Annotated in this window: 21 protein-coding genes and 1 pseudogene; 14 read left to right on the top strand and 8 right to left on the bottom strand. The window is 38.8% G+C overall.

The window, feature by feature from the left end; genetic code table 11:
• Positions 1 to 91: 91 nt before the first annotated feature.
• The 11 genes from KCG35_RS20050 (at position 92) to KCG35_RS20000 (ending at position 13397) form a co-directional block, all read left to right on the top strand.
• Entirely contained in the window at positions 92 to 1606 is a 1515-nt protein-coding gene (locus KCG35_RS20050) for an amidohydrolase family protein (RefSeq protein ID WP_215821651.1), read from the top strand.
• 25 nt (positions 1607 to 1631) lie between these two features.
• Positions 1632 to 2159: a glutathione peroxidase gene (locus tag KCG35_RS20045; RefSeq protein ID WP_215821650.1), complete on the top strand. Its 528-nt coding sequence runs from the start codon at positions 1632 to 1634 to the stop codon at positions 2157 to 2159.
• 179 nt (positions 2160 to 2338) lie between these two features.
• Entirely contained in the window at positions 2339 to 2707 is a 369-nt protein-coding gene (locus tag KCG35_RS20040) for a hypothetical protein (RefSeq protein ID WP_215821649.1), read from the top strand.
• A gap of 263 nt (positions 2708 to 2970) precedes the next feature.
• The gene (locus tag KCG35_RS20035) at positions 2971 to 3531 is read left to right on the top strand and encodes a DUF411 domain-containing protein (protein ID WP_215821648.1); all 561 of its coding nucleotides are present in this window, start codon (positions 2971 to 2973) and stop codon (positions 3529 to 3531) included.
• Complete coding sequence (locus KCG35_RS20030) at positions 3531 to 4883, top strand: TolC family protein (RefSeq protein ID WP_215821647.1); 1353 nt, start codon at positions 3531 to 3533, stop codon at positions 4881 to 4883. Before KCG35_RS20035 ends, KCG35_RS20030 begins: the two co-directional genes overlap by 1 nt.
• A gap of 62 nt (positions 4884 to 4945) precedes the next feature.
• On the top strand, positions 4946 to 6616 hold the full coding sequence (locus KCG35_RS20025) for an efflux RND transporter periplasmic adaptor subunit (RefSeq protein WP_215821646.1): 1671 nt from the start codon (positions 4946 to 4948) through the stop codon (positions 6614 to 6616).
• On the top strand, positions 6613 to 9822 hold the full coding sequence (locus tag KCG35_RS20020; protein ID WP_215821645.1) for an efflux RND transporter permease subunit: 3210 nt from the start codon (positions 6613 to 6615) through the stop codon (positions 9820 to 9822). The genes KCG35_RS20025 and KCG35_RS20020 overlap by 4 nt, the downstream gene beginning before the upstream one ends.
• Before the next feature lie 2 nt (positions 9823 to 9824).
• The gene (locus tag KCG35_RS20015) at positions 9825 to 10319 is read left to right on the top strand and encodes a cupredoxin domain-containing protein (protein ID WP_215821644.1); all 495 of its coding nucleotides are present in this window, start codon (positions 9825 to 9827) and stop codon (positions 10317 to 10319) included.
• A gap of 52 nt (positions 10320 to 10371) precedes the next feature.
• A complete protein-coding gene (locus KCG35_RS20010; protein ID WP_215821643.1) occupies positions 10372 to 11373 on the top strand; it encodes an adenylate/guanylate cyclase domain-containing protein in 1002 nt (333 codons plus the stop codon).
• Positions 11374 to 11429: 56 nt separating this feature from the next.
• Positions 11430 to 11879 (top strand): hypothetical protein, encoded by a 450-nt coding sequence (locus tag KCG35_RS20005; RefSeq protein ID WP_215821642.1) that lies wholly within the window; start codon positions 11430 to 11432, stop codon positions 11877 to 11879.
• Between the two features lie 762 nt (positions 11880 to 12641).
• Positions 12642 to 13397 carry a class I SAM-dependent methyltransferase gene (locus tag KCG35_RS20000; protein ID WP_215821641.1) on the top strand — a complete coding sequence of 252 codons (756 nt, stop codon included), beginning with the start codon at positions 12642 to 12644 and terminating at the stop codon, positions 13395 to 13397.
• 280 nt (positions 13398 to 13677) lie between these two features.
• On the opposite strand, the gene KCG35_RS19995 is transcribed toward KCG35_RS20000, so the two are convergent.
• From KCG35_RS19995 to KCG35_RS19965, 7 genes are all read right to left on the bottom strand, one after another.
• Positions 13678 to 15057 carry a CAP domain-containing protein gene (locus tag KCG35_RS19995; RefSeq protein ID WP_215821640.1) on the bottom strand — a complete coding sequence of 460 codons (1380 nt, stop codon included), beginning with the start codon at positions 15055 to 15057 and terminating at the stop codon, positions 13678 to 13680.
• A 172-nt stretch (positions 15058 to 15229) separates the two neighbouring features.
• Positions 15230 to 15793 (bottom strand): NapC/NirT family cytochrome c, encoded by a 564-nt coding sequence (locus KCG35_RS19990; protein WP_215821639.1) that lies wholly within the window; start codon positions 15791 to 15793, stop codon positions 15230 to 15232.
• A gap of 2 nt (positions 15794 to 15795) precedes the next feature.
• A complete protein-coding gene (locus KCG35_RS19985) occupies positions 15796 to 16932 on the bottom strand; it encodes a cytochrome c3 family protein (protein WP_215821638.1) in 1137 nt (378 codons plus the stop codon).
• 251 nt (positions 16933 to 17183) lie between these two features.
• Positions 17184 to 17537 carry a cupredoxin domain-containing protein gene (locus KCG35_RS19980; RefSeq protein ID WP_215821637.1) on the bottom strand — a complete coding sequence of 118 codons (354 nt, stop codon included), beginning with the start codon at positions 17535 to 17537 and terminating at the stop codon, positions 17184 to 17186.
• Positions 17538 to 17549: 12 nt separating this feature from the next.
• Positions 17550 to 19829 (bottom strand): heavy metal translocating P-type ATPase, encoded by a 2280-nt coding sequence (locus tag KCG35_RS19975; RefSeq protein ID WP_215821636.1) that lies wholly within the window; start codon positions 19827 to 19829, stop codon positions 17550 to 17552.
• Positions 19830 to 20020: 191 nt separating this feature from the next.
• Positions 20021 to 20671, bottom strand: coding sequence for a hypothetical protein (locus KCG35_RS19970; protein WP_215821635.1), 651 nt, complete (start codon positions 20669 to 20671; stop codon positions 20021 to 20023).
• A 145-nt stretch (positions 20672 to 20816) separates the two neighbouring features.
• Positions 20817 to 21029, bottom strand: coding sequence for a hypothetical protein (locus KCG35_RS19965; RefSeq protein WP_215821634.1), 213 nt, complete (start codon positions 21027 to 21029; stop codon positions 20817 to 20819).
• A 195-nt stretch (positions 21030 to 21224) separates the two neighbouring features.
• On the opposite strand from KCG35_RS19965, the gene KCG35_RS19960 reads away from it, so the two are divergent.
• Entirely contained in the window at positions 21225 to 21686 is a 462-nt protein-coding gene (locus tag KCG35_RS19960) for a GNAT family N-acetyltransferase (protein ID WP_215821633.1), read from the top strand.
• Positions 21687 to 21697: 11 nt separating this feature from the next.
• Here KCG35_RS19960 and KCG35_RS19955 read toward each other — a convergent pair whose 3' ends face one another.
• Positions 21698 to 22261, bottom strand: coding sequence for a TetR/AcrR family transcriptional regulator (locus KCG35_RS19955; protein ID WP_215821632.1), 564 nt, complete (start codon positions 22259 to 22261; stop codon positions 21698 to 21700).
• 153 nt (positions 22262 to 22414) lie between these two features.
• Here KCG35_RS19955 and KCG35_RS19950 point away from each other — a divergent pair.
• Together KCG35_RS19950 and KCG35_RS27110 are read left to right on the top strand one after the other, a co-directional pair.
• Positions 22415 to 22810: pseudogene (locus tag KCG35_RS19950) on the top strand (phosphotransferase-like protein); the annotation flags it as partial.
• A complete protein-coding gene (locus KCG35_RS27110) occupies positions 22797 to 22949 on the top strand; it encodes a phosphotransferase-like protein (protein ID WP_215821652.1) in 153 nt (50 codons plus the stop codon). The pseudogene KCG35_RS19950 and the gene KCG35_RS27110, both read left to right, overlap by 14 nt.
• Positions 22950 to 23220: the final 271 nt, after the last annotated feature.

The following is a 23220-nucleotide window of genomic DNA, read 5'->3' as shown; positions in this document are numbered from 1 at the left end:
CTAACAATAAAAATAAAAGAAATATTTTCATCATATAACAATCACCATATAGACATACACTGCTTAATTTTACCCTTCACAGGAGTTTGTAATGCATAATTTACGTAAACAGCCTTTGTTGCTTATTACTATTCTTACCATATACCACTTATTATTTAATACTTTCTGCTATGCAACTACATCCCCCCCCTATTCCACATTAATTATTAATAATATAAGTGTTATTAACCCAGAAACAGGTGTGATTAACAAAAAACAATCTGTGATTATTAAAAATAGCATTATCAAACGTATTATCAGTATGAAAAACATTACAAATAAAAATAGCAAAACAATTGATGGTTCAGGAAAATACCTAATTCCAGGGTTAATTGACAGTCATGTGCATATCAGTAGCACCGTTGGCATACATTTAGCTCATGAAAAAAAACACCCTGAACTGGTTAAATTATTTAAAGCACAGTTACCTCGCGCCTATCTTTACTATGGCTTTACTTCATTGGTTGACCTAGGTGCATACCCCGGTAGAATCGACGAATTTAAAACACACTCCATTCGCCCCGAACTATACAGTTGTGGAAGTAGTTTAATGTTAGAAAATGGCTATCCGGTATTATTCCAACCTGAGGAAAGTCGTTTAGCTCTTTTCCCTAACCTTTTATTTAACCCCCAAAGTAAAACACATTTACCTGGATTATCCGCTAAAAAAAATAACCCACGTACTAGCATCCAACGCGTGATAAATGAAGGAGGAATTTGTGTTAAAAGCTACCATGAAGATGGTTTCGCAAAATCCATATGGCCAGTCCCATCCGTTGATTTTCAACGAACCATTAACCAGAAAGCCGCTAAGTATAATTTACCGTCCATTGTCCACGCCAACTCTATTAATGCTTATAAACAAATTGCCAACACAGGGGTTAATATAATTGCGCATGGCATGTGGAATTGGGATGAGTTTAAAGGCAAACCTGCTGTTCCCCAAGAAATAAAAACTGTTTTGGACAAAATCATAAAAAACAATGTTGCCATCATACCAACGTTTCGGGTCATCTCATCCAATATGGATTTATTTGATCCATCTTTTCTAAATAGCCCAGCACTGTTTAATGTCTTACCAAGCCGACACATTGCCTGGCTAAAAACGCCAGAAGCCAATTGGTTTAGAACTAAACTACTCACAAAAGTGCCAAAAGGTACGCCTATTCCCAAAGTATTAAATATTATGAGACGGATATATAGCGAAGGAGAGCGTGCATTTCAATATTTTTACCAACATAAAGGCAAAATTTTATTTGGCTCTGATACGCCCTCTTCACCGACCTATGGCAGCATTCCAGGTCTCAATGGATTTCTTGAACTTCGAGCCATGGCAATCGCAGGCATTACCCTTAAAGATATTTTGGCCGCTGCCACCATTAACAACGCTCGCGCCTTAAGCCTTGACCAAAGCATTGGTTCAGTCACTGAAGGTAAAACTGCGAACCTACTGATATTAGATAAAAATCCTCTTGAAACAATTAGCGCTTACAATGCAATAAACACAGTTATCATCAAAGGACATCCTTACCAACGAAGCTTTTTTTCTGCCAAGTCCACACGATAAGTAATACCCAAAAGGAATGATGATTATGCGCTTACTGTTGATCACTTTATTACCATTATATTCTTTTGCAGTATTGGCAACGTGTCCTGATTATCTCAATGTAACACTACGAAAATTACATTCACAAGACAGCATTAACTTATGTCAACTCACTGCAGGAAAACCCGTACTTATCGTTAATACGGCTAGTCACTGTGGTTTTACACCACAGTTTAAAGCATTAGAAACACTTCATAAACACTATAAAGATAAAGGGCTTGTCGTGCTTGGTTTCCCTTCCAATGATTTCCGCCAAGAAGCCAGTGATGAAGCTAAAACAGCCAAAGTTTGTTATGTGAATTATGGTGTCACTTTTACCATGCTATCTCCCTCATCAGTGACAGGAGACCAAGCCAATGCTGTTTTTAAATATTTGGCCACAAAAGCAGAAGCCCCCAAGTGGAATTTTTATAAATACCTGGTGAGTGCCGATGGATCTTCAGTAAAAGCCTTTGCCAGTGCAACGGAACCTAATAGTGATTCCTTACTCCAGGCGATAGATGATTTGTTATGATGACTGAAAAATCCTCTGTCCCCCTTTTGCCACAGCCTCCTTGGGGCGAAAATACTATACGGACTATTTCAGTTGAACTTTTTGAAAAGCAAGGTATCCTACTCCACACAGGCTCAGTAAAAATTCACTAATCAATATTCAAGAAACGCTTTGGCATGAATCTCAAACAGTTTTCCCTCATGATGCTTTTACTACTGACACTTGTAAGTCAGAGTAATGCCTTTGCTGTGGAAACAAATACGATACAATCCATGCCTGTTGATACTACTGCTCATCAAAGTAAGTACCATAGTAATAGCGTGTTTTCTGCACAACAGATGGATACAAACTCTCACTCGTGTTGTAAAACATTGACTTCGCTAAAAAACCAAAGTAAATGCCAGCAAAGTGGATCTTGTTCTAGTGGTCATTGCTTATCATCTGTTGTATTGCCAACAAGCACATCTCCAACACCTTTATCAATACATGTGTTGAATATTAGTCAATATAGCGCCTTCATCCCCTCACACCCCTCTAGTATTCCCTACCGACCTCCCATTATTGGCTAACCTGTCAATGTATCAATCGCATTATCCTCAAGTGGTATCACTTTGGATTTAGCGGATAAAACAACTTCAGGTTCTCAGTACAGGTTTTGCCTAGCAGCTTAAAGCTAACGTCTTAAGGCAATTACAGTTAGGGTTAACGAATGTCTGCTTTATAACTAATAAAGGGGATATAGCATCGTTAATAAATACTGCCACCTACACACTGTGAACATCAAAATAACGATTACGGTTATTTAACTGTTTGTTTTGCAGGTTTTACCATTATGTTCACCCTCAATTTAACTCGCTATTTTTTTTATTCTATTCTTATCTTTCCTTTTATTTCAGGTATTTCCACTGCTGAAACGAAATCAAGTCATCAGCAAAACATCCAACTAAAAGCGATTCAAAAGCAAACCTCTACAACCGAGTCTATCCCATTAACTGTTTACAAAAATCCAAGTTGTGGTTGCTGCAAAAAATGGATGAAACACCTGAATGAACAAGGTTTTAAGACTCAGACTGAACACCTTGATGATCTAACCGCTATCAAAACGCAATACCATATTCCTCCCACTCATCGTTCATGCCATACCGCAGTATTAACGTCCCCTAAAAATAACAAAACCTATGCGTTTGAAGGTCATATTCCCGCAAAATACATCAAACAGTTTCTCCAAAACCCACCAGCACATGCTGTCGGTTTGACGGTTCCAGCCATGCCCGTTGGTAGTCCTGGAATGGAATATGGCAATGAGCTTCTGCCTTATGACGTTTTTTTAATTAAAGACGATGGCACAACCTCATCTTTTGCGCAGGTGAAAGTACTAGAGGAACAATATTAATGACCTCTCGAATTTCATTACCCATAACGGCTGGCATTATTGCCAGCCTGATTTCCAGTACCAGTTATGGGGCATCACTTTCCCTACAACAAGCCATTCACCTGGCACAAAAGAACGATCCCTGGCTAACACAAAGTCAGCATATCCAAGCTGCCACTACAGCCAGACAAATTGCTGCTGGAACATTACCTGATCCCAAGATGTCAGTGGGCTTGGCAAACCTACCGACTGACACCTTTGATTTTGATCAGGAGCCAATGACACAACTCAAAGTCGGTGTTTCCCAAATGTTTCCTCGAGGCAACAGCCTCGCCCTTAAACAACAGCAACTTAAACTGCAAAGTCAGCAACATCCTTTTATGCGACAAGACCGAAAAGCCAAAGTGGCCGCTAATGTTAGTCAGCTATGGTTCGATGCCTACCTTGCCCAGGAAAGTATTGCCCTTATTAACCGTAACCGTAGTTTATTTGAACAGTTAGCAGGAGTGGCTCAGGCCAATTATGCCTCAGCCATGGGGAAATCCCGTCAACAGGATATTATTCGTGCTCAGTTAGAGTTAACACGGCTTGATGACCGCTTAACGAATCTACTACAACAACAAGAAATGCAGTTGCAAGCATTATCTGAATGGACAAGTGATGCATTTATCAATGAAGTAAAACCAACGGGACACTCAGCGTCCCCGCAAGCACTTTCACACTATTCTGCCAGTGGGCTAGCTCTCACTCGAAAACTCCCCAATCTTCATATACTTAAACAACAGTTGGTTTATACAAAAGTCACCACACCGCAAACGCTAGCAAAACATTTTATGCAACATCCTGCAGTAAAGGCATTGGATCAGCAGATACAGGCTAGTCAGACAGAAATAAAACTTGCTGAGCAAAAATACAAGCCTGAATGGGGGGTTAATGCCAGCTACAGTTACCGGGATGATGACCCTAACGGCAATGACCGGGCTGACTTTTTTTCCGTCGGGGTAACCTTTGATTTACCGCTGTTTACCGCAAACCGACAGGATAAAGAAGTGCAAGCCGCAGCATCTCAAGCGGAAGCCATAAAAACCGAAAAGTGGTTATTGTTACGAAATATGATTGCACGATTTGAAACCGCAAAAGCTCAGCTAAAGCGATTAGATCAGCGCCTATCGTTATACCAATCTCAACTTCTACCCCAAATGCATCAACAGGCTGAAGCCGCGTTAACCGCCTATACCAATGATGATGGTGATTTTGCTGAAGTTGTTCGCGCACGTATTGCAGAGCTTAACGCTGAAATTGATGCACTGACTATCCATGTTGCAAAACAAAAAACCATCGCACAACTGAATTATTTTTTTACAACAAATTGAATTTTTAACGACTAAAAAAAGCAGTTCAAGCCAATACCGATTTTTAAGTAGGAGAAGCATCAATGACAACGTTTCTGCGTAATAAAGGTACGCTGATAACGGGCATAATTCTGGGTATATTTCTCGGCTTTTCAGGTTACAAAATTATCGCATTAAATACTTCAGCATCATCAAAACAATCTGAAAGCAATGCGAAAAGTGATGAAAAAAAACCGCTGTACTGGGTTGCCCCCATGGACTCCAATTATCGTCGGGATAAGCCCGGAAAATCACCGATGGGAATGGATTTAATTCCTGTTTATGAAGAAGACAACTCAAACCAAGATGCAGGTCCGGGAACCATCAAAATAGCGCCAAATGTCGTCAATAATTTAGGTGTTAGAACAGCAACGGTCACAAAACAGCCTTTTAAAACAATCATCAATACCGTGGGTTATATTCAGTATGACCAGGATCGTTTAATTCATATTCACCCTCGTGTAGAAGGCTGGATAGAAACACTTTATGTAAAAGCACAGGGCAACACCGTGCAAAAAGGTGATCCTTTATATGCCATTTATTCTCCTGCATTAGTCAATGCACAAGAAGAATTGTTATTAGCCTTACAACGCAATAACCAACAACTGATTAACGCTGCCATTGATCGCCTTAAGGCGCTGCAGCTACCAAGCGCCACCATAGAAGCATTACGTAAAACCCGACAAGTGCAACAAACTGTCACGTTTTTTGCCCCCCAAAGTGGCGTCGTAGATAACCTTAATATTCGCGAAGGTTTCTTCGTTAAACCAGGTATGACTTTGATGGCTATTGGCTCATTAGAGGAAGTCTGGGTTGAAGCAGAAGTATTTGAACGCCAAACAGCACTCGTTAAACCTGGTATGCCAGTCACGATGACTTTGGATTATCTGCCAGGTAAAACCTGGCAAGGCAAAGTAGATTATATCTACCCCACACTCGATGCAAAAACCCGAACCGTTAAAGTTCGCCTGCGTTTTGCTAATCCAAATCAAATGCTTAAACCCAATATGTTTGCTCAAGTTGTTATTCATGCCAATAGCGCGGAGCAACAATTACTCGTTCCTCGCGAAGCCGTCATTCGCACCGGACGGCAAGACCGTGTGGTACTCGCATTAGGCGAAGGCCAATTTAAATCCATTGAGATAACTGTGGGTAAGGTTAATGATCAATATGCAGAAATTATTAAAGGTTTAAAAAAAGGTGACACCATTGTTACATCAGCACAATTTTTACTGGACTCTGAATCCAGTAAAAATTCTGATTTTCAACGTATGACATCGCCAGATCAAACAGCTCTAAACACAGCACAAAGCGACTCATCACAAAATCAATCATCTCAGACGCATGACAGTCATGCTCAACACAATATGCAAACAAAAGCTGAAAAAAAACCATCCAGTGCCTGGGTTGAAGCAGAGGTTCACAATATCATGCCTAACACCCGAAAAGTAAATGTCACCCACCAAGCTATTCCAGAGTGGCAATGGCCTGCCATGACAATGGATTTTATGCTTGCAGACAGCATTAATATTGCTCAACTATCGCCAGGCATGAAAGTGCATATCGAAGTGCAAAAAGCAGCTAATAACCGCTACCAAATTACTCAAGTGCATATCCCTGATGGCTCAAAAAATATATCTGAAAAAACCAGTGAGCATAAACCTAAGACACACAGTGAAGCGCATAACCATGGACAGTCAGGAGAAACACCATGATAAATGCCATTATTCACTGGTCAGTCCATAATCGCTTTTTTGTCTTGCTGGCAACGTTTATTTTAATCGGTATTGGTTTTTACTCCCTCAAAAACACACCCGTTGATGCCATACCTGATCTGTCGGATGTACAGGTGATTATCAAAACCAATTACCCCGGACAAGCCCCCCAAGTGGTTGAAGATCAAGTAACTTATCCGCTTACCACAGCCATGTTATCCGTCCCTGGTGCCGTCACAGTACGTGGCTACTCCTTTTTTGGAGACTCTTATGTTTATGTCATCTTTGATGAAGATACCGATTTATACTGGGCCCGTAGCCGTGTTTTAGAGTATCTCAGTCAGGTTGCTCCATCTCTGCCAGCAACAGCACGCCCCCAACTAGGACCTGATGCCACAGGGGTTGGCTGGGTTTACCTTTATGCATTGGTCGATAAAACAGGCCAGCATGATATTAGCCAATTACGCAGTATTCAGGATTGGTTTTTAAAGTATGAGTTACAAACCATCCCAGGTGTATCAGAAGTCGCCACTATTGGCGGAATGGTTAAGCAATATCAAGTGAAAGTAAACCCTGACAAACTCCGCGCATTCGGTATTCCCCTAGCGCATATTCAACAAGCGATAAAACAAAGCAATCAAGAAGTAGGAGCTTCTGTGGTTGAAATGGCCGAAGCCGAATACATGGTTCGCGCCTCAGGGTACATTCAAAACCAACAAGATTTAAGCAATATTCCACTGGGTGTTAATCAAAATGGCATACCACTTCTTTTAAAAGATGTGGCCGATATTAATTTAGGCCCACAAATGCGCCGTGGTATTGCTGAGCTGGATGGTGAAGGCGAGACCGTTGGTGGTGTCGTTGTCATGCGCTTTGGTGAAAATGCACAACAAGTGATTAATGGCGTCAGGGCCAAATTACAACAACTAAAACAGAGCCTACCAGATGGCGTGGAGTTAATAACCGTCTATGATCGCTCTGGATTAATCGAGCGTGCCGTTAGCAATCTCTGGCATAAGCTGCTGGAAGAATTCATTGTTGTTGCATTGGTATGTATTGTCTTTTTATTTCATGTCCGTTCATCCTTAGTGGCCATTATCAGCTTACCTGTTGGTATTCTCACAGCATTTATTGTCATGAATGCCCAAGGTATTAATGCCAATATCATGTCACTGGGTGGTATTGCCATTGCCATCGGAGCAATGATCGATGGTGCTATTGTCATGATTGAAAACATGCACAAGCACATGGAACGAACACCTCTTACAAATCAAAATCGCTGGCAAATTGTCGCAGAATCAGCCGGTGAAGTAGGTCCCGCCCTCTTTTTCAGTTTATTAATTATTACCGTGAGTTTTGTTCCTGTCTTCACCTTAGAAGCCCAGGAAGGCCGTATGTTCTCGCCACTGGCGTTTACTAAAACCTATGCTATGGCAGCGGCAGCAGCGCTGGCGATTACTTTAGTTCCCGTATTAATGGGTTATTTTATTCGAGGTAAAGTCATTGCCGAACATAAAAACCCTGTAAATCGTTTATTGACTGCACTTTATTTACCTTGCCTGAAAACGGTGTTGCGTTTTCCCAAAATAACACTGCTGTTGGCTTTTATTACATTGGGCCTAGCCGTTTGGCCACTGGATAAAATTGGCAGTGAATTTATTCCACCGTTAGATGAAGGTGATTTAATGTATATGCCAACTACTTATCCAGGCATATCCATTGGTAAAGCACGCGAATTATTGCAGCAAACTGATAAATTAATTCGAACACTACCCGAGGTTAAAACTGTATTTGGTAAAGTGGGAAGAGCAGAAACCGCTACAGATCCCGCACCATTGACCATGATTGAAACCTTTATTCGACTCAAACCTCATGATCAATGGCGCCCAGGCATGACCACAGAGAAATTGAAAAAAGAGTTGGATAAATTAGTTAAACTTCCAGGGGTCACCAACGCCTGGGTCATGCCAATCAAAACCCGTATTGATATGTTAGCAACCGGTATAAAAACCCCTGTCGGTATTAAAATTGCCGGACCTGACTTGAAAAAAATCCAATCCATTGGTCAACAGTTAGAGTCTATCTTAAAGAATGTCCCAGGCACCGCCTCGGTTTATTCAGAACGTGTCGCGGGTGGTCGTTATATTAAAGTGGATATTCAGCGAGAAAAAGCGGCGCGTTATGGTTTAAATATTGCAGATATACAACAAGTGGTTGCCACCGCCATTGGAGGAATGAACGTCGCGCAAACAGTTGAACGCTTAGAGCGCTATCCTATCAATATCCGTTATCCACAGGATTATCGTAACTCACCAGAGCAACTGGCCTTACTGCCTATTGTAACGCCAATGGGACAACGTATTTCATTAGGCGATGTTGCAAACATAGCCATTGAAGATGGACCTCCAGGTATTAAAAGTGAAAATGCTCGCTTAAACGGCTGGACATTTATTGATATTGATAATATGGATGTCGGAACCTATGTTCAACAGGCTCAACAGACCGTCAATGGAAAACTGACACTACCTGCTGGCTATTCCATCACCTGGTCAGGCCAGTATGAATATATGCTACGAGCTAAGGCCAAACTGATGTATGTGGTCCCCCTAACACTCGCCATTATTGTGGTTTTGTTATTTATGAATTTTCGAAATCTGGCCGAAGTGTTAATTATTATGGGTACACTTCCCTTTGCCATGGTTGGCAGTATTTGGCTCATGTATTGGCAAGGCTATAATTTTTCAGTTGCAGTTGGTGTTGGTTTTATAGCATTAGCGGGTGTTGCGGTTGAAATTGGCGTCATTATGTTAGTTTACCTTAACCAAGCGTATAAAACTGTGTTAACAATCCGGCAAAAACAAGGTACTTACCCCTCAATTGTGGAACTTAAAGACGCAATTATACAAGGTGCAGGTATGCGCGTACGCCCAGTGATGATGACTGCTGCGGCAATTATCGTTGGATTATTACCTATTCTATATGGTTCTGGCACTGGCTCAGAAGTTATGAGTCGTATTGCAGCACCTATGGTGGGTGGTATGTTAAGTGCTGTTTTACTAACGCTATTAGTCTTACCTGTCGTCTATTTTTTATGGCAGCGCTATTTATTACATCAAGCAGTTCAAAGAGAAAAAAGTGGAGCATTTTCAGCAAGCATTGGCAACCCCAAGTCAAAAATCACATCATCATCTCAAACGGAGCTCTAATTATGGATAATTTCCTCTTACAAAAAGCATCTATATTATTGTTCAGCGTAACACTTATCACTTCACCGCTGGTATTAGCCAGTGGCTCAGGTCATCATCATCACCAAGAAACATCAAGTACTGTTGGACAGCCTGCGGATAAGACTCAAGCCACAAAAACCATTCATGTATCAATGAATGACAATATGCAATTTTCTTTTCAGGAAAAGCCCAGTATCAAGCCTGGTGAAACCGTTCTTTTTATTGTAAAAAATGACGGAAAAATTCCGCATGAATTTGCTATAGGTAATCAGCATGAACACAAAGAACACCAGAAAATGATGCGCGAAATGCCAAACATGCGTCATGCAGATGGGAATACCATTACTGTTGACCCAGGTAAAACAAAAGAACTTGTTTGGCAATTTAATGGTGAAAAAGAGGTTATTTTCGCCTGTAATATTCCAGGACATTATGAAGCAGGAATGCATCATACACTACATTTACAGGAGAAATAAGCAATATGTTCTCCAGTGTAACATGAATAGATTTCCACTGGGGTACTCATATATGACTCGCTCTAAACGTACATCCTCAATATGGTTGTTTTATTCTTTATGTGGTGCCTTATTTGGCACCCTTATAAGCTTAATTGTACACGAACCATTGATCCATGGTTTAGCCAATGGTTTTTTAGTTGGGCTACTCATAGCGATCGTTACCCCTTACCTACACAGCTATTTTCGACAAAGAGCCGTCATCGTTCAAATACTAACGATGTCAATAATGTGGTCTGTGCTAATTATGATTTCTTTAGTTATTAGTCATGCACTTTTTTGGAAAGAACTACACATAAACTGGTTATTAAGCAAAGCAACTTTAGTTCATTTTATGCTTTGTTTTGGTATGGCAATTATCATGAGTATGTTAATTCGTATCAGTCAGTTTTTAGGAAATACAACGTTAAAAGCACTTATACTGGGTCAGTATATCACTCCCAAACATGAACAGCGTATATTCCTATTTTTAGATATTGCAGACTCAACAGCAATTACTCAACGTGTAGGCCCTATTAAAGCTCAGCAGCTAATGGGTATGTTCCTTCATGATGTATCACATCTTATTCGGCTTCACTCGGGAGAAGTTCAACGCTATGTGGGTGATAATATGATGGCAACATGGCCATTAAGCAAAGGTGTATGGTGTGTTGCCTTTTTTCTGGAAGCTGTAGATAAGTACTTAAAAGAGCATATGCCTCATTATTTACAGCAATTCGGTGTAGTCCCTAAATATCGTATAGGTATTGATGCTGGTGAAGTGGTTGCAAAAGAAATTGGTGAGCATAAGCGATCTGTAGAGTTTTTTGGTAATGCAGTCAATATTGCCGCCCGTTTAGAGAAAATGGCAAAAATTTTAAATGTAACAAACCTGCTTACTCAAAAGTTAGCAAAAAACCTTATATTACCTAACTCTTTGACTATACTAGCCCAAGGAAAGCATGCCATCACAGGATTTGAAGAGCCTCATGAATTAGTGTCATTAAGTCATAGAAGTAATAATCCACAGGGATAAGTAATTTCCTATAATTAACTAATATAAAATTTTTAAATCAAACAAAGGTAAATAAAATGAAATCATTTTTTCCAACGATAGTCATATCAACATTACTTTTACCATCCATGTTATCTGCAGATGACCATAATAGTATGATGAAAGATAATATGATGGGAATGATGTCTCATAAACATATGATGAAGATGCATCAGCATATGCAAAAAATGCAAACATTAATGGAGGAAATAAAACAAGAACAAGACCCCAAAAAACGTCAACAATTAATGCAACAACATATGCATAACATGCAGGAAGGTATGCATATGATGAATCCATCCCAAGATAAAATGACAAAGAAAAATCCAGATAAAAAACAACAAACCAAAAAAGAGCATATGGATAAAAAAGAATACATGATGGAACAACGCATGGGTATGATGGAACAACGCATGGATATGATGCAAATGATGATGGAACAAATGATGGAGCATAATATGCGGGAAGAACAAGAACATCACCCTTAGTGACAATATGTGGTTTTACCTACAGGTATTATGCTGTAACATACTTATCTCAACAACTCACAGTTTCAATAAATCTCTCAACTAAAATCCGTTAATTTAAAGCATATTAACGGATTTCAAAAAAATCAGCCACTCAAGAAGGACAACAATAATGCCTAGAAGATGGCACTATTTTTCCCTCATTGCTTACTAAAAAATGGTTCCTTAGGCGGAACACTTCAAGCTTTGGGTGTTCAAGGATTTTACTATATCAAGATTCATGACAAGCCAACCTCCATTTTAGTTTAGAGATGCCCCTAAACCTGAAAATAGTGAACAGGAAATTAACCGTATTCTTCAGCGTACCGTTGAGGTCAATAATGAGATTTCTTTAGATGAAGACGGAAATCCTATTCCTCCATAGGAGTAAATTGAAATAATATTCGATAAAAGATATCGCTAACTTTCTTGTTCGTCACCCCAACGACAAAAGCAGCCAGACACCCAATGAACACACTATGAATCCGTCTCACTACCAAAAGGCATCAGAGTGAGAGTGAATCAGTTTTCAAATCAACAGCTTTACCTCAATGCTAGCCAACGATACCTGAGATTGTTTGCGCAACACGTGCTGTGAGCAAGATTAAGCTGTAGGCCAGCCATGAAATCAAATCTAATGTTTTTCCACAGCAAACCACCCATCAAAAATTTTGCTTGTTTTAATTTTCTCTCAGCTTTATCATTAGCATGCTCATACACATAAGCTATAATGGACAATTTTTAATGGCTTTTGATATAAATAAAATAACAGCTAATCGTTTATACAATGACTTATCCCATCTTTACCCCTACGTGATTATTAGGGAAGACTATGAGCAAGAAGCCCCATTTTGGATTGCACTGTTTAATGATTTTTTTAATATAAAAGATAAAACCCTTCTTGAACTAGCATCAGGTCCAGGTTATCTATTGTCTTATATATCTAATAATTTTAAGGCTTCTGTTGTAGATATTTCCCAAGAAATGCTTAATCAATGTACCAAACTAAATCCTTCTGTTACTACTTATCATGGTGACATGAAATCTATTCAACTTAACGAAAACTTCGATGTAGTGTTAATCCATGATAGCATTGGTCATGCTTTTAGTGAAACTGATATAAAGGCTGTGTGTAAAACAGCATATGATCATTTAAATAAAAAAGGTATATTTATCATATCACCAGAGTTTGATAGTGTTCATTTTTCCGAACCTGTTATCTATCACGTAACTCGCAAAGGAAAGCACGGTGAGGTTACTATTATTGATTACATAAACAAGCATACTGATCACCCAAATGAGCTAGAAATTTTCACCACTTATATTATCACAAATATGGGCAATCGTGTCGTCGAACACGATAGAATGAAGCTAGGCTTATTTGGTTTATCAACTTACCAACAAATAATGGAAGAAACAGGATTTAAAGTTATTATTAGAAATAAGCCTTCGGGTCATTCAGGTGAATGTAACAAAGTCTTAGTCGGTATAAAAAAATAGTCTAACTTTCTGGGTCTACTAAGCTATTAACCTGGTTTCCTTTTAAGTCGTATCACTTATCCATATTTTCAGGTGTCTTCGTGATTTTATATGATCTATTTGAGAGCCGAATTAATAGCTAACTTTTAGAAATTAGACTTTTCTTAGCTCTTAAGAGCATCAGAAGGCTATTCTTGTCTTCTGATGCGTTGAATTAAACAGCCTTTATCCAAAATCACTATACCCATAACGAAGGTTTTTTAGGGGCGGCCGTCAAGTGATGAAGCTCCAGAAGCTTATATTAATAAGTGACTGGGGTGGCAGTTAAATGCTCCTGCTTAAACTGCCACTGTTGTCCTTTGGTCTCATCCTTAGTCCAAATACCTACCCAGTCACCGTATTTAGTGAAGTGCTTCAAATAGACCATACGATACGCTAAATTTTGAATACGACCATCAATAAACTGCCAACGATGATGAAGTTGTTGCTCATTACATTTACCAATGACTGCACGATTGGTCCCTTTCCACCACTGTGGCATTTGTAGGCATTTTTCAGGTGCATTAGCGGGATGTAGTAAACCTTTACTATCTAACTCCCATTGCTGAGATTTCGAGTCACTACAACGTGCTGCATTAACACGAGCACCATCAGCATTATTACCATTGACGGAGCCTAAACAAACATTCAACTTGTTCGTAACAGGTTTGTACTTATTGTTGCCTGGATCTGGATTCGGTGTGGGATCTGGATTTGGAGTAGGATCAGGGTTAGCTTGACATGAGCGGGTACCACTCAGTTTTCCAAAATTTTGTGTCCATAAATGCCGATAACGGTTCCCACTATTATAAGCGTAACCTACGCCAATGTCGCAATAATTTTTACTTAAAATTGATGCCCTATGACCTGAGCTGTTCATCCACTGCTCCATCGTCCCTTCTGCATCTGAAGAACCTGCGGCGATATTTTCTGCCGCATAACCATGTTGGTAATCTTGTGCTTTCATACGATCAAACGGTGAACGTCCATCACGACTGGTATGGCTAAAATAGTTATTCTGAGCCATATCTTCAGAGTGGAGGCGTGATGACTTAGCAAGTTTCGTATTATAATTATACTTATGTAAGTTTCGTGCAGCACGCTCCTGGTTGACTAATTTAAAAACAGCTTGCTCTCTGGTTTCATCCAGCATTTTGGCGACACTTGCCGAACCCTGTTTCATTTCACGAATTATCTGTTGTCCATTATTAAATCTGATAAAGAAAGTTCTTCCCATAACATCAATTTTGCCTGAAACACTTTCTGGAGAAATAGCAAGAATTATTTTACTGTTAAGCTCACTGTCTACCGTTCCAATCCATAAACTGCTAACTTGAGCACCTGAAACTTCTGATAGTTGAAAACTAGTAGATACGCCATTATCCACAACACGTTTCTTATTTGCTATTAACTGTATACCATCAAATAATTGGATTTTAATTTTATCCAGTGCCAGTACATTTGTTGAAAATACTTCAGGGTTAATGTGAACTATTTTTTCTTGTTTAACAATAGGACTCAGATTTGCTATTTCTGATGCCGCTTGAACAAAGTTCTCTTGTGTAAGATTTAATGTTTTTGCATTGACTGCATTAACAAAAAAAATAGCCAATGGAAGCGCAATAGCTCTTGATACGCTCATAAACCTTCCTCAATACAATATTATACGATTATTAATAGTATATTAAGGGATATATAAATTTCGTTGCATTTATCGCAAAGAATACATACACTATTTTTTTTAATAATTAATGCGAAGTAAATTTACATTAGAACAATTCAAAAATGAATCATTTCACATAAGAAATAGATAATTAGTCAGGCAGTTTATGTATATTTTCAGCAAATCCATCATGAGGCTTAACAGGGTCATGGACTAAATTATAGTGGCACTGAATGCAGGTTACTTTAGTATAAAATGACTGAGCATGTGCTCGTTGTCCCTCATAAGATGAAACAGCAATTTTTTCCATAATATGACAATTACGGCAAACCCTACTGTCATTAGCTAACATTCGTTCTCTCACTTGTTTTGCTAACCGTGGTTTGAAGCTTTCCCAAACAGCAGGGTTCGTAAAATCATTTCTTACCTCTGAAAGGCTATCTTTAATTCCTCCTTTAACATGAGTCCACATGGCTAATGCGAGTGATTCTGGTATATGACAATCAGCACAACCAACAACAACCCCGCTTTTGGGTGTTCTGTGAGCAGAAGTTACATATATTTCATCATTTGCTATATATCGATTCATAGAATGACAACTATTACCACAAAACTCATCAGTAGATGTCACTCTATCAACATGATCTGCAGTAATCACTAACAGAACACCCACAAGGATACCTAAAAACAAAACGATGAATACATTCTTATTCATAATTATTGATGAATACGTTTTCCAGACTCAATAGCCCATGCTTTATCCTTGTCGGTATGACAGATTAAACATGCATAATCAACTGTGATAAATGCTTTTCCCTCATCATTTAATCGAACAAACTGGCCATTATCTGTAAACATTTTCCACTGCTGATCCGTACTGATACGAAAAATATGACCACGCACATCACCCTCAATAATTTCACCTATTTTTGCCTTATGCTTTACAGATACAGCCGATTTAGCAATTCGAGGCATGTGACAGGTTGTACACTGAAAGTCTACTTTCGCTGGAATATTACTGACTGTCTCGGTATGACATATTTGACATGTGTTTTGTTCTCCTTTAAATCCATTACCCTGATACTTTACACTTTGGTGAGGCTCATGGCAGGCAATACATTTAATATAGCGATGTGGTGAGGCCAGTAAATCTTCATACTGCTCATGATGTCTTATTAAACCATTACTGGCATCAATCTGACTGACATTACCTCGCCGATGACAGTCACCACAGTTCTCCTCAAGACTTAAGTGTACTTGCTCAGGTTGTGCTGCATGTTGATCACCCGCACCATGACAAGCTTCACAGGTAACCCCATCAGCATTCCAAACCCCATAGATACCTGATAAATTATTTTGATGTGGTCCTTTAGGGCCGGTTAAAACCCAACCTGTTGTATGACACTCCCCACATGTATATGGCTTACGTGGGGCATTATCTTTGTCATACCCTGTCCAAGAAGATGTTGTTTTTAATATTTGATTTGCTAAATTGAATTGACGGTGTTTATCTCCCGTTAAAATATATCCTTCTTTATCCATAAAACGTGCTTTCCAGGCAAATCCTCCAATAACATAGGAGATATCATTCCATTGTTTATCTGCTGGCGGGGATGGAACCCCTGGTGAAGTACCTTCAGGAAAGACTGGCGGACCTGTTACCTTTTGAATTTTATGAGGATGACCTGTTTTAATATAAGACGAATAAATATCAATATGGCATTCGCGACATTTTTTATCCCCTGTATAGGTTTGAGCAGAAGAAAGAGCTGGGCAAAGACTTAATAAGATTACTGTAAAAAATAATACGTGTAACTGCCAAAAACGGACAAAGTAACAAAGGTCAGCAATCATTATTGGCCCTTCTTTCTATAAAGAAATAACCACTCTAAAAAGTTTTTTTCAAAGAGCAACTCATACTAAATATAGTTAACTTAATCAAGAAAATAAAAACACATTTACTCATAATCGATTAGAACATTAAAAGACTATTAAGCATCAGCCCTGAACAAAATGCTCACATTACCGTCCTTATGTACTCATAATGAGGTATATTTTTGTACTTATTTAAAAGAACTATGCACACAGCGAAGGGTATATAATAATTACTCAACAACAAGAACGCCCCGATACATTTGCATTTGACAATGAAATGAGTATTCACCCACCTTTAGTGCTGGCAGGCTTATTTCAACTGTTTTATTTAGTGGTAATATTTCACTAATATCCAATTCAGGAAAAAGTACCATTTCTGCACAAGGCGAAGCATCTTTGCGTAAGAAACGAAGGATCGTGGGTTGATTTTCTTTTAACTTAATGTTAGCTGGCTCGTAGACGCCATTATCCACGATAATAATGGATTTTGAGTTATCCATAGTAGCCTTTGTTGGCTTATAAAGCCAAAACCACCAAATGATTAATCCAATTAATCCTATACCCAATACGTTAACCAAAAGCATCTTTACACACTCCTAATTGCCCTGCGCTTTAAAAAAGCGTAGTCGGTTAGCATTAGTGACTACAGTTACAGATGAAAACGCCATAGCAGCACCCGCAATAACGGGATTCAAGAGCATGCCCCAAAGTGGATATAAAACACCTGCCGCTATTGGGATACCTGCAATATTATAAATGAAAGCACCCAATAAGTTTTGTTTGATATTGTTTAATGTTGCTTTACTAATGGCTATCGCATCAGCCAAACCATGTAAAGAGCCGCGCATCAGTGTGACATCAGCACTTTCTATCGCCACATCAGTTCCAGTACCAATTGCAAATCCAACATGAGCTCTAGCCAAAGCAGGCGCATCATTAATACCATCCCCAGTCATACCAACAATTTCACCTTGCTGTTGCAAAAAAGCGACTTTTTCAGCCTTTTCTTCAGGTAATACCTCTGCGAAGAAGTCATTAATTCCTACTTTTTTTGCAACAGCATTTGCAGTAGCCTGATTATCACCCGTCACCATCACCACACGAATATTATTTCTTTGTAACCGTTGAATAGCATTGACAGCATCACTTTTAATAGGATCAGCAATCGCAATAATTGCACTAAGTTTATGATCAATAGCAAAATACATGGGTGTTTTCGCTTCGCTGGCTAAAGTACGTATCTCTTCCTCAACACCATCAATATCAACGTTCTTAGCTCGCATTAGCTTTTCATTACCCAATAACAACTGTTTATCAGCACAGTTTGCTTCAACACCATGACCTATTACTGCCTTAAAATTATCTGTTTTCTTGAGAGATATTGTACGTTCATTAGCTGTGTCCATAATCGCTAATGCCAATGGATGCTCTGAACCTGATTCAAGACTTGCGGCAAGCTGGAGGACAGTTTCCTCGTTTGTATCACTTAAAATAACAATGTCCGTAACTTTAGGCGCACCTTGAGTAATCGTTCCTGTTTTATCCAATACCATTGTAGTGATTTTTGATGCAGTCTGTAACGCTTCACCATTACGAATTAAAACCCCTGCTTCAGCAGCTTTGCCCACACCGACCATCACTGACATTGGCGTTGCTAACCCTAATGCACATGGACATGCAATAATTAACACCGTCATTGCTGATACAAGTGCAAATGCCACAATGGGATCAGGTCCAAAATTGAGCCAGACCAAAGCACTTATCACTGCAATAATCATTACTGTTGGTACAAAATAAGCCGATATTACATCTGCTAAACGACCAATGGGTGGCTTTGAGTTTTGCGCACGTTTGACCATATTGATGATATGTGCAAGCGCAGTATCTTTACCAATTCGAGTCGCGCTAAATAAAACAGAACCACTCTTATTTAATGTGCCACCTACAACGTCATCACCCTCCCCCTTTTCAACAGGCATTGGCTCGCCAGTTAACATAGACTCGTCAACAGTTGTATGTCCTTCTTTGACGACACCATCAACAGGTATTTTTTCACCTGGTCTCACCCGAATAATATCATTTAGCTGTACCTGCTCAATGGGAATATCAACTTCCTTTTCACTGCTTACTACACATGCTGTTTTGGGTTGTAAGCCAATTAACCGTTTAATAGCCTCAGAAGTTTTCCCCCTAGCTCTTAACTCAAGCGCTAACCCTAAATTAATTAAGCCAATAATCATGGTAGTCGCTTCAAAATAAACGTGACGAGCCATCTCCGGTACACTACCTGGAAATAAAACAACAAGCATAGAGTATAACCAGGCAGCTCCTGTCCCCAAAGCAATTAGCGTATCCATCGTTGCTGAATGATGCAGGAGTGACTTCCATGCCCCAATGTAAAAATGCTTTCCTGAAAATACCATGATACCCAGAGTCAACAGACCTACTAACAACCAAGCGATCTGCTCGCTCGTGCTGGAAACAGTCATGTCACCAGTCCAAAAGCCATAAACCATTAGGGGAATTCCCAACCCCAGTGCAATTGTCATATTACGAATGAGTTGCTTATAGTGTTTAAAGTCTGCCTTTGACTTTTCGTCCAAGGCTTCTTTTTCAGTACTGCTACCCATGACCTGAGCACGATAACCAGCCATCTCTATGGCGTTGATTAATTGTTCATCTGTTACATTGCCAAGCACCACAACGACTCGCTGTGCAAAATTCATTGTCGCGTCTTCCACGCCAGACACTTGTTTAAGAGCATCTTCAATTTTACCTACACAACTAGCACATCCAGCTCCCTCAATAAGCAACTGATGTCGTGTAAGCGCTTGCTGAATCCTACCCTTTTCCGTTTTCAAGATTGACTGCCCCATGACTTTTTCCTATCAAAAGCGTACTTTTAAGTTATACCCTTAATGGCTATATAAACTACACCTATGACTTACACATAGGTCAAGTCTAATGACTAATAATCTTATTTAGATTAGGTTATCGAAGGTATAAAAAAAGGCCCTGTCAGGGCCTTTTTTTACTTGATATTCTTACAATATCAATACTTAAATATTTATAGTTTTCGAATTATTCTCGTATTTGGAAAGTTACCAGGACAAACTGCACTACTGCCTCGCCTAGTAATCACGTAACCATCAGGCAAAGGCGATATTGAGCACATCGTATCAGTATTACCTGGTATTTTTATTTTCCAAACATTGGGAAATTGACCAGGACAAGATGCACTACTTCTTTCACTAGTAATTATATAATTTTTTGGTAGCCTGGATATTTTGCAAATAGACTCTGATCGACCGGGTTTTTTAATCTTCCAGACATTGGGAAATTGACCTGGGCAGGATCCACTAGATGCTTCTGAAGTAATAACATACCCATCAGGAAAAGGTGATATTTTACAAATACTATCGGATGAACTTGGTTTCTTAATAATCCACATGTTTGGGAAATTACCAGAACAGCCTGCACCTGAAGCTTCCCCTGTTATTACCCAACCTTGGGGCACTCGCTGGTTCTTACAAATCTTCATACTACGCGATACAATCGCATTATACATTTCACTTTGATCATCATTTAATGGAAGCAGTCCTTCTTGACTTATGGGACTAAACTCTTCATTAAACTGACTTTCATTAGCATAAGTTATCGTTGCCAATAAACATGTAGTAGCAAAAGCAATGACCGAATAACAAAACGTTTTTTTCATTTTTTAAACACCTTCCTTGAGAATTACACATTACCCTAATGTATATTACCGATAGAATCAATATAGACAAAAGTCTAAATATAATGACTCTATTTATTCATATGTCCTTAAGTATTGTTAAATACTTTATTAGCAAATAATGAATTTACTCTAGAGAATTTTTTCCTTTAAGTTCTTTGATCCGAAACCTAAGATGAACATTTTCAATAACCAGTAAAATGATTGAAATTAAAATAAAAATCTCAAACATAATAGACTGACCACTGCTACTCCAAAACAGCCAAGCAAAAACCGCCAAAGCAATGGCAGTAACCAAGAGAAGAAAACGATCTGTGAACAGCTCTAAATATCTTTTCATTAGTGTATGCATCTATATAGGTATGTTACAGATGTTGACCTGATCCATAGCGAAGGGTAGAACATACCCCAGTATAGCCTGAAAATATCTGATCATTACGTAATCAACATAATTTTAAGGAATCACATAATATTTGGCATATCGTTTGCTTTACTTATTCACCTAATGATGTCTATCTAAAACTGAAGTATTTTTATGAAGATAATAATTGATGACTTATCTGGGTTTAAAGTAATCCAACTATTAAACGAACACCTTGCAGGTATGAAAGATAACTCCCCTCCTGAAAGTATTCATGCTCTTGATCTTAATGCACTGCGTAAACCTGACATAACTTTTTGGAGTGTATGGGAAGGACAAGAGGTCACTGGATGTGGTGCACTAAAAAGACTCACTATGCACCATGCTGAACTAAAATCTATGCGAACGGCTAAATCCCACTTACGAAAAGGCGTTGCAACTCATTTACTGCAACATATCCTGATTGAGGCTAAAGTACAAGGTTACAAAAAAGTTAGTCTTGAAACAGGCACTACAAACGCATTCAAGCCTGCACACAAGTTATATGAAAGGTTTGGGTTTACCTATTGTGGGCCATTTTCAGACTATCGTGATGATTCTTTTAGTGCCTTCATGACAAAACAACTATCTATTTGATGCTCAACCATTTAATTCTTAGGGATAAGCTTTAAGGCAATTTTTTTTGCTTTTTTAGCTGCATCAAGGTCGCCAAGGACGTAGGCCTGGCTAATTGCACCTTCTTTTAAAAAACAAAGCTCTTCAGTCACAATCGCAACACTGTCATCCGATATATTCAATTTTCGAGCATGCTGTTCAATGAGATGAGATACCTTTTCTTTGTGCGCAAAACATCGCCGATTAACTTCATGATCACAATACTCAGCACATGCATTAATAAAAAAACAACCACGAAAATCCATCAATACATCTACTCGACTATTGAACCAATCATCTAATGCATCAAATAAAGTCTCGATAGCAGGTAAACCTTGTCCGACGTCATTTAATCTCATCTTGAGCCAGTCCATAAAAATTCGATCCCGATAAGAAACAACTTCACATACCAGCTGTTCTTTACTTTCAAAATAGGAATACAACGTTTTCTTCGCAATACCTGACTCTTTCAAAATTTGGTTTATGCCTACTGCATGAATACCGTATTGATAAAAAAGTTCAAAAGCTGTTTGAATTAGTTTCTCACGTTTATTCATTAATTTACTCATTGGAATCTAGCAATAGAAAAACCATGTTGACATAGGGAGACCGATTTATCTACCATAGAAGATAGACAACACGGTCTACCTGATAAAGGAGTGATTCACTTATGACCACCAACCTTCTAACCCGGTGGCTGTTCTGGGAAAAGCAGTATTGCTACCGAATTGCAGGCTATATTACCTGACTATTATTTACATATAGGTGTTGATCATTTTATAGCAATGATGCCATCAAAATCCAACGATTTGGAAGGAAATATCAAAAAAGATGGCTTTTACTGGAGGGAAACTGTACTGCCAGATAATACAACTGGTTATCAGATCCAGTCAGGTTTCTATGGCATGAAAGTGAATAACGCCTATAGAAATACTGTTGCATACTTAGTGAGTGGAGGTTTTCGCCTTATCGTAGATGATGTTACAAATGGCGAGACAGAAATGAAAATATGGAGATCAGTACTGGCACCATATGATACTGTATATATTGCCGTATATTGTGACTTAAACATACTAGAAGAAAGAGAAAGAAATAGAAAGAAATAGAAAAAACCGTAAACTATATACAGCAAGAGAACAGTTTTATCGTGTTCATCAAGGTATTAACTATGATTTTAGTGTTGATACTACTAAAAACTCTCCAGAAACCTGCGCCAAGGCAATTGCAAAGTTTATTATAAGTTAATACGTTACAAGCAACGATTCCATATATTCATGAGAATACTGAATCATAGACCCTGTAAATATTTCTGTGTATCCGCCCAGTTTTAAATATAGGGTCTGAGTCGATCTTCAAACTCAATCATAAATCGAGGCTCTATATGGATTCCTAGGGGGTAGAATGCAATACAACAAAAGAGGTATTATTTGACCTCATTGGAAGGTTGTTATTAGATGATATGCAAAAAATGCTCAATATTAAGCAGCTGGTAAACGATAAACAGTGTTATCAATTT

It is taken from the genome of Zooshikella harenae (genome assembly GCF_018837975.1).
Lineage (GTDB): Bacteria > Pseudomonadota > Gammaproteobacteria > Pseudomonadales > Zooshikellaceae > Zooshikella > Zooshikella harenae.
This window is presented reverse-complemented; position numbering and strand designations above follow the sequence as displayed.